Below are 7,228 nucleotides of genomic sequence, written 5' to 3'. Positions count from 1 at the left end.
AACCGTATTCCTGTTTTCCAAACCGGATCCGCTTTATTTCACGCCTATTACCTGGGTGTTCTTGCCTCAATCTCTGCTTTTCACACGGAGAGGGCTGCACATTACATGTGGGAGACTGTTTTCACGCGGTTCAGCCGTGTTTTCGCGCCGAATGCCGCCTGATTCACGCCGAACACCAGCGTTTTCGCGCCGAACTCTTGCCTTTTCACGCCAAACCCCCGCTTTCACGCCATAACTCATGCGTTTCACGCGGTAACCGCCCGGTTTCACGCGCGCCAGTATTCCTGTTTTCCACGCCGTAATCGCTTTTCTTCACTTATGACCCAGGTCAGCCACCACACATAACAATCCAACCAACACCTAAACCCGGCCGGGCCCTATTCTCAACCGTATAAATTTCTATAAAAGGCTGTTTCCATCAAGCCTTTTTCCTGAATCCTGCCTGTACTAGCCCTCAAACATAACTCCATCACCAAAATTTTCATAATTAAATAAATATATTGACAAAGCTTTTTCACCGATGCTATTATTCTTTTAGCTTACAAAACACGCTATAAAATGACAGACTTTTTAAATAATATCAATGACGAGAAGAGTAAGTTACTGCTATGTTCTACAGCGAGCCGGAATAGTGGAAGCCGGTGTACATGTGTTTCTGAAAATCATCTCCGAGATGCAGGGCTGAATTCAAAGTAAGCTCAAGCCGGGTTTTCCGCCGTTATCACGGAACGCATATGATTGTATGCGGCTGGAGTGCTGTATGGCTTCCGAATGGAAGGTCGTGCAGAATCAGGGTGGTACCGCGAGTCAAACTCGTCCCTATTACAGGGACGGGTTTTTATATTGCAGGGAAGTTTTTGGCAGCATGTGCATTTTTTAACAGCAGGTATTGAAAGGGGAATGGGATATGCAGAAAAGAGACACTCTTTTCATCGGTTTCATGTTATTCGCACTGTTTTTTGGAGCAGGTAATTTGATTTATCCGCCTTTTTTAGGATATGAAGCGGGAACTTCCTTTTGGAAGGCGATCGGCGGCTTTGTCATAACGGGGGTTGGCCTGCCGATCATGGCGGTTGCTGCAATTGCTTTGGTCAGAGGCGGAGCAAATGCGCTTGGCAGCCGGGTCAGTCCGCTGTTCGGGCTTGTGTTCACAGCCGTTGTGTATCTGGCAATCGGCCCGTTTTTCGGCATCCCGCGCGGAGCCAACGTTGCATACGAAATGGCAGTTAAACCTTTCACAGAAACCGGCGGCTTCAGTTCTGCGCTTGCGCTGTTCCTGTTTACCGTTGTGTTTTTTCTGCTTTCCTACTGGGTCAGCTTAAACCCAACAAGACTCGTCGACCGGATCGGCCAGCTGCTGACGCCTGTTTTGCTTATCTCCATCACAGCGCTTGTTGCTGTTAGCTTTGTGAAGCTTGATGCACCGCTGCAGCCCGCTTCCGAAAAATATCAATCCGCACCATTTTTCACCGGGCTTATTGAAGGTTATTTGACGATGGATACGATTGCTGCGTTTGCCTTTGCCATTCTGGTCGTGACGGCTGTTACCGAAAAAGGAGTATCCAATCACCGCACATTAATGGGACATACTGTAAGAGCCGGCCTTGTTGCCGGGGCCGGCCTTGCAGCTGTTTATATTTCAATTGGCTGGCTTGGGGCGAAAATGGCTTCACTCGGCTCCTTTACGAACGGAAGCGAAATTTTGTCTGCAGGAGCAAACCTCCTGTTCGGCTCATTCGGCGGCTTGCTCCTTGGAGCGATTGTCGCGCTGGCATGTTTCACAACAGTCGTCGGTCTGACAACCGCATCAGCCCAGTATTTTTCAAAACAATTCCCGAAACTTGGCTATAAGAACGTAGTCACACTGGTATCTATTGTCAGTTTCCTGATCGCCAATCTCGGGCTTAACCAGATCATCGCGTATTCCGTTCCTGTATTGGTCGCCGTTTATCCGCTGGCAATTGTGCTCGTGCTGCTTGCATACTTGCACAACCTGTTTGGCGGAACCCGCTATGTATACTCAGGGGCGATGCTCGCGACCGGTATTGTCAGTGTATATGACGGGCTTAAAATGCTCGGCCTCGAATCTGAATATCTGACACAATTTCTCGGTTCGCTGCCGCTTGCTTCCTTGAGTCTTGCCTGGGTCATGCCTGCCGCCGCAGGCGGTGCGGCCGGCTTCCTGCTCAGTATGCTGAAAAAAGACCCAGCTTCGGAAACCGCAAATTCACGGATATAACAGACGCAAGTTTTTAAGACAGTGAAGAAACTCGGCGATTGGCGAGCCTTCAGGCTAAGACGATGGTCTGCTGCCCTTACCTGTAGACTTAACACCAACCGCTGGGACGAAATATTTCCTTGTTGACAATTTACACGGCAAAAAAAGCTGGCACAGCGCGTGCCAGCTTTTTCTTTATTGGATAACCGTATAATGGCGCCATTCTTCCGGAAGCAGAGACTGATATTTCCGCTGTAAAAAACGGTCATCAATAAGGACGATCACGCCGTGGTCATCTTCGGACCTGATCAGGCGCCCTCCGGCCTGCAGCACTTTGTTCATGCCCGGATACACATATGCATAGTCATAACCATTTTTTCCCGTTTTATTAAAATACTCTTTAATGATGTTGCGTTCATGCCCGATTTGCGGGAGGCCGACACCGACGACGATGACCCCATTCAGGCGGTCCCCTTTCAAATCGACACCTTCGGAAAAAATGCCGCCGAGCACCGCAAAACCGACAAGAGTTGAACCCGTATCCGCTTGAAATGATGCCAGGAACTGTTCCCTCTCCTCTTCCGGCATGCCGCCCGCCTGGATGATTGTTTTCGTATCCGGCTCCTTTACAACAAATTCATCATATACCATATTCATGTACTGGTAAGAAGGGAAAAAGACAAGGTAGTTGCCGGGCCGCTCCTGGATGAGCTGGCTCACAGTCTCGGCAATCGGCTCGCTCGTCCGCTCCCTGTCACGGTATCTTGTCGAAAGCGGACGGATATAGACATCGGTGTTTTCCCTGGCAAACGGTGAAGGAAGCGAGACGGAGTAATCCTCTTCCCTGTTGCCGCCGAGCATATCCTGATAGTAACCAAGCGGCGAAAACGTTGCGGAAAAATAGACCCTGCACCGGAACCGTTTTCCGGTCTTCTGCAGAAGATGGGAAGGATCCAGGCAAAGCAATTTATATCTCACTTCACTCTTGAACGTTTCCGCATAAGTAATGAAACGTTCATCATAAAGCTGGGCAATCCTCGTAAAGGCAAGTGCTGAAAAGTATGTATCCAGCAATGCTTGTCCTTCTTCACCATCACCGCCTGACGCAAGCTCCTGTTCGGCAGAAAAACTGAACCGCTCGAGCAATGCGATAAATTCTTCATCCAACTCTTCTGCTGTCAGCCTGTTACCGGTTTCGGCACATTGCTTTTTCACTCTGAGCAAATGGCTGTTAATATCCTGTGCAGCCCGGTAAATGGCATCATTTTTGCCTTTGAACTCCCGCCTGATATTCAGAAAGTCTGATTTTAAAAGTTCGGCCGAGAACATGCTGCGGGCGCGGTCGACAAGGTTGTGGGCCTCATCGATAAGCAGAACGGTATGTTTCTTCTGTTCTTCCAAAAAACGCTTCAGCGAAACACGAGGATCGAATACATAGTTGTAATCGCAAATGACCGCGTCGGCGGAATAAGCAAGTTCCAGCTGATATTCAAACGGACACACCCTGTGCTTCTGCGCATATCGCTCAATGACTGGACGGTTCATGGATTGCTCGTTTTCAAGAATATCAAGCACCGCGCCGTTGATCCTGTCATAATGGCCGTCAGCAAATTCACAATGCTCCTTGCTGCAGACCGCCTCATCTTTAAAACAGATTTTATCTTTCGCTGTGATCGTGACCGCATGGAGATTGAGCCCTTTTTGCCGCATCAAGTTAAGCGTATCCTCAGCCGCTTCACGGGTGATGGTTTTGGCAGTCAGATAAAACAGCCTGTTCAGCAGGCCTTCTCCCATTGCCTTTATTGATGGAAATACTGCAGAAATGGTCTTGCCGATGCCAGTCGGCGCTTGGGCGAATACATCTTTCTTGTCGCTTATCCCTTTATAAACTGTCCCGGCAAACTGGCGCTGCCCTTCCCTGTAATTTTCAAATGGGAAATCAAGGCCGGCAATGCTGCGGTCCCGTTCGGCACGATGATCCGCCATAAGTCTGGCGTATGGCGCATAACCTTCAACAACTTCTTGCAGAAAGGTTTCCAATTCCTCAACGGAAAACTCATCTCTGAATTTCTTCAGTTCACCGGTATCAGCAGAAACATAAGTAAGCTGGACCGTCATGTTATCCATACCCTGATCCAGCGCATAAATATATGCGTAACACTTCGCCTGGGCCCAGTATACAGGATGGGATTCAGCGGTGATTTCTTCCAGCGGCCGGGAAGTTGACTTGATCTCATCAATGACGATTTTTCCATCCTCATCCAGCAGGCCGTCCGCTCTTCCTTCAATTGTGAAAAGAATGTCATCCTGCTCAACTTCCGTTTTAAGGGAAACCTCTTTCCGGTCCTGTTCACTGTAGGTCCCCTGGATATCCAGATGGGCTTTCGTCCCTTCATGAAGCGCCGTATTCGTCCGAAAGCCGGTTTCAAGGCTTCCGCTTCTATATACATACTCAACCAGTGTCCTGACCGATATTCTTACTTTTGTCATCTCTGCCATCATTGAAAATCCTTTCACCGTAAATCTGTCTGTAACGATTATTTTAACAGGTTTGGCGGATAACGGCATAAAAGGGCGGCTGTAAATGAAAACTTATATGGAAGCGGGCAAATCTGATGCAGCCGGACAGTAGGGGGCGATGCATTGCATACTGCTTTACCATGACTTGACCAGGTGATATGGGAATGGAGGTTTTGTAAATGAAACAGCCGATCCAATGGCTGCATACCTATGAGGAAGAAAAGATGTATGTGCGTATCGATCTTGCAAAAAACAGCGCATCTGGTTCACAGATTGCAAAAGGCACCCTTTACATTTTTGATGAAGCGTGGGGGGATACCGGAATGGCTGCGGAAACACTTGCGGGCGACATAAAGGACGCTGCGGAAACGGCATTAGAGACTCTGGAAGGAGGCAGCCGATTCGCGGTTATAGATGAACTTTCATTGCTCGGCAGCGCCGTGTTTCAACGTGAAGCGGTTTCTTCTCTTACCCGGTATTTACAGGCAGTCATGCTTGTCCATACGATAATTGCAACAGAAAGCGCCTTAGCGGATTCTCCCGGTGCAGTGCCACAAGAAAACGGAGTCGTGGAAATTTTACTTGATTTTGGATATGAAAGACCCGGCCTCTTTTCAGCGGCAGGAGATTCCTTCCTGGTTCTCTCCATGGATATTTCGTCTGATTCCTGCAGGTATTTGTGATGAGAGAGGGTGCAGAACATTGCCCGATCTTCGCCTTCCACAAGATGATCGGGCGTGACAGCCCGATCATCTGACGGTTGTGCATAAGGAACCCGTCTTCTGCAGAGCCGGATATAACCGCCGAACTCATTCAATTTCCTGCATGGGCTGCAGAATTTGCCGTACTATTGCTGCTCTTGTTTTTATGATGAAGCACAAATGCCCCAATTCCTCCAGCCAGGCAGACAGCAGTCGACAAAAGCAGCGCTTCAAGGTATCCGCCGGTATAATCAATCAAAAATCCAATGGCAACCGGGGACACGAACTGACCGATGCTGAAAAACAATGTAATGAATCCCATAGCGACCGGCACATAAAGGGCTGATACATAATCACCGACACTTGCATTCATAATGGAAGGCACACCCCATAAAGTTATGCTGTAAATCACAATTACAGCAAAGAGGACAGAAGGGGAAGAAAACAATGTCAGGGCGAGGAGCATGACACCCTGGATTCCGTAAACAATACCGAGGGTGAACATCCGGCCGATGCGGTCGGAAAGGCTTCCCCAGATAAAGCCGCTGACAATACTGAACAGGCCTGCCGCCGCAAACGATGTTCCGGCAAGCTCTTTTGAAAAACCCCGCCCTTCCATCAAATAATCAACAAGAAAAGTGGAAAATACGATATAACTGAAGCCCCAGGATAAATAAATGAAGCCGGTCAGCCATACTAGCCTGTTCCGGTAAACATGATCTTTTGCTGAACCCGCTCCATGGTATGGAACTTTTTTAGTCTGTGCCTTTGGCGGCTCCTTTTCCCCAATCGGCCTGAGCCCGAATTCCGACGGACTGTTTTTTAAAAAGAAAGCATCCAAAACAGCTATCAAACCGACCGCTGCAGCAAGAATATACCAGCTCGTCCGCCAGCCCGAGGCGCCGATCAATGACATAAGATACGGCACTGCCAGTCCGCTGAAAGCAATCCCCATGCCGGCACCTGCCATAGCTGTTCCCATCGCCATACCTTTTTTCTCTTTGGCAAACCACTGGCCCAGCAGGCCGAGTGCAGGAATATACGTCCCCCCCGAACCGATTCCGGTGATGAGGCAGCCCAAATAAGCAGACCAGAAACCGGCTGCATTTGCATTGATCAGCATCCCGGCGATTGTCAAAAGCAATGAGAACAGAATGACGTCCTTCGCTTTATAACGGAGGACAAAATAACCAACCGTCGTGACACTGATTAAATATCCGAGAAATACCGATGAAGCTACAAGGCCTGTTTCCCTGTAACTCAATCCGAGACCGTCTTTCATAAACGGAATGATTGCACCAAGCGCAAACCTCCCAAACCCGAGACAGGCAAGCACACTTAACACGATAAACAATAACACGATCCATCCCCGATGCACGTTCCGCACGTTTCCACCACCCCCGCCGTTAAAACTGTTATCAATTATAATTCGAGCACACAAGCCAAAATCCTTTATGGAATGCCCGGGAATTGCCTGGCAATTGCCAGGCAATCCCGTTCAACATCTTGAATAAACCTTCTCTTTCATACCAATACTTTTCATAAACATAAAAATGGGGTGAACATTTTGAAACCTGATTATCATATTGCTGACCTTACTGAAGAACAAAAAGAGAAACTTGATCAGTACCAGCAGGAATTCGGAAAAGTCCTGATTGCTTGGGAGCCTGACTCAAACGAGCAAAACAGCCATAAACAGTAGCCATCACTCAAAAATACCAATAAAAAATGAATGTATTGCAGCTGCCTCGAAAAATGAAAAAAAGAACCATGCTTCTAAAGCATGGTT

General features: G+C 48.3%; 5 protein-coding genes and 1 other annotated feature. Of the genes, 3 read left to right on the top strand and 2 right to left on the bottom strand.

The window, feature by feature from the left end; translation table 11 throughout:
- Nucleotides 1-574 precede the first annotated feature (574 nt).
- Nucleotides 575-824 (top strand) — a binding site (T-box leader).
- Between the two features lie 83 nt (nt 825-907).
- Nucleotides 908-2,239, top strand: coding sequence for a branched-chain amino acid transport system II carrier protein (gene brnQ, locus A4U59_RS20545; protein ID WP_066175718.1), 1,332 nt, complete (start codon nt 908-910; stop codon nt 2,237-2,239).
- Between the two features lie 174 nt (nt 2,240-2,413).
- Here the strand turns inward: brnQ and A4U59_RS20540 are convergent, their stop codons facing one another.
- Nucleotides 2,414-4,717 (bottom strand): ATP-dependent DNA helicase, encoded by a 2,304-nt coding sequence (locus tag A4U59_RS20540; protein ID WP_425388934.1) that lies wholly within the window; start codon nt 4,715-4,717, stop codon nt 2,414-2,416.
- 200 nt (nt 4,718-4,917) lie between these two features.
- Between A4U59_RS20540 and A4U59_RS20535 the strand changes: the two genes are divergently transcribed.
- Entirely contained in the window at nt 4,918-5,421 is a 504-nt protein-coding gene (locus A4U59_RS20535; protein ID WP_066175714.1) for a hypothetical protein, read from the top strand.
- Nucleotides 5,422-5,551: 130 nt separating this feature from the next.
- On the opposite strand, the gene A4U59_RS20530 is transcribed toward A4U59_RS20535, so the two are convergent.
- Nucleotides 5,552-6,826 carry an MFS transporter gene (locus A4U59_RS20530; RefSeq protein WP_066175709.1) on the bottom strand — a complete coding sequence of 425 codons (1,275 nt, stop codon included), beginning with the start codon at nt 6,824-6,826 and terminating at the stop codon, nt 5,552-5,554.
- 171 nt (nt 6,827-6,997) lie between these two features.
- Here A4U59_RS20530 and A4U59_RS21935 point away from each other — a divergent pair, with 171 nt between their 5' ends.
- Nucleotides 6,998-7,141 carry a hypothetical protein gene (locus tag A4U59_RS21935; RefSeq protein ID WP_169824019.1) on the top strand — a complete coding sequence of 48 codons (144 nt, stop codon included), beginning with the start codon at nt 6,998-7,000 and terminating at the stop codon, nt 7,139-7,141.
- The last annotated feature ends 87 nt before the right edge of the window (nt 7,142-7,228 follow it).

This window comes from Bacillus marinisedimentorum (genome assembly GCF_001644195.2).
In the GTDB taxonomy this organism is placed as follows: Bacteria; Bacillota; Bacilli; order Bacillales; family Bacillaceae_O; genus Bacillus_BL; species Bacillus_BL marinisedimentorum.
The sequence above is the reverse complement of the archived record's forward strand: the minus strand, read 5'-3'. Positions and strand labels throughout refer to the sequence as shown.

What these genes read in the sequence shown, in the direction of transcription:
- A4U59_RS20540 (WP_425388934.1), bottom strand. Translation starts at nt 4,717, where the DNA reads ATGGCAGAGATGACAAAAGTAAGAATATCGGTCAGGACACTGGTTGAG.
- brnQ (WP_066175718.1), top strand. Translation starts at nt 908, where the DNA reads ATGCAGAAAAGAGACACTCTTTTCATCGGTTTCATGTTATTCGCACTG.
- A4U59_RS20535 (WP_066175714.1), top strand. Translation starts at nt 4,918, where the DNA reads ATGAAACAGCCGATCCAATGGCTGCATACCTATGAGGAAGAAAAGATG.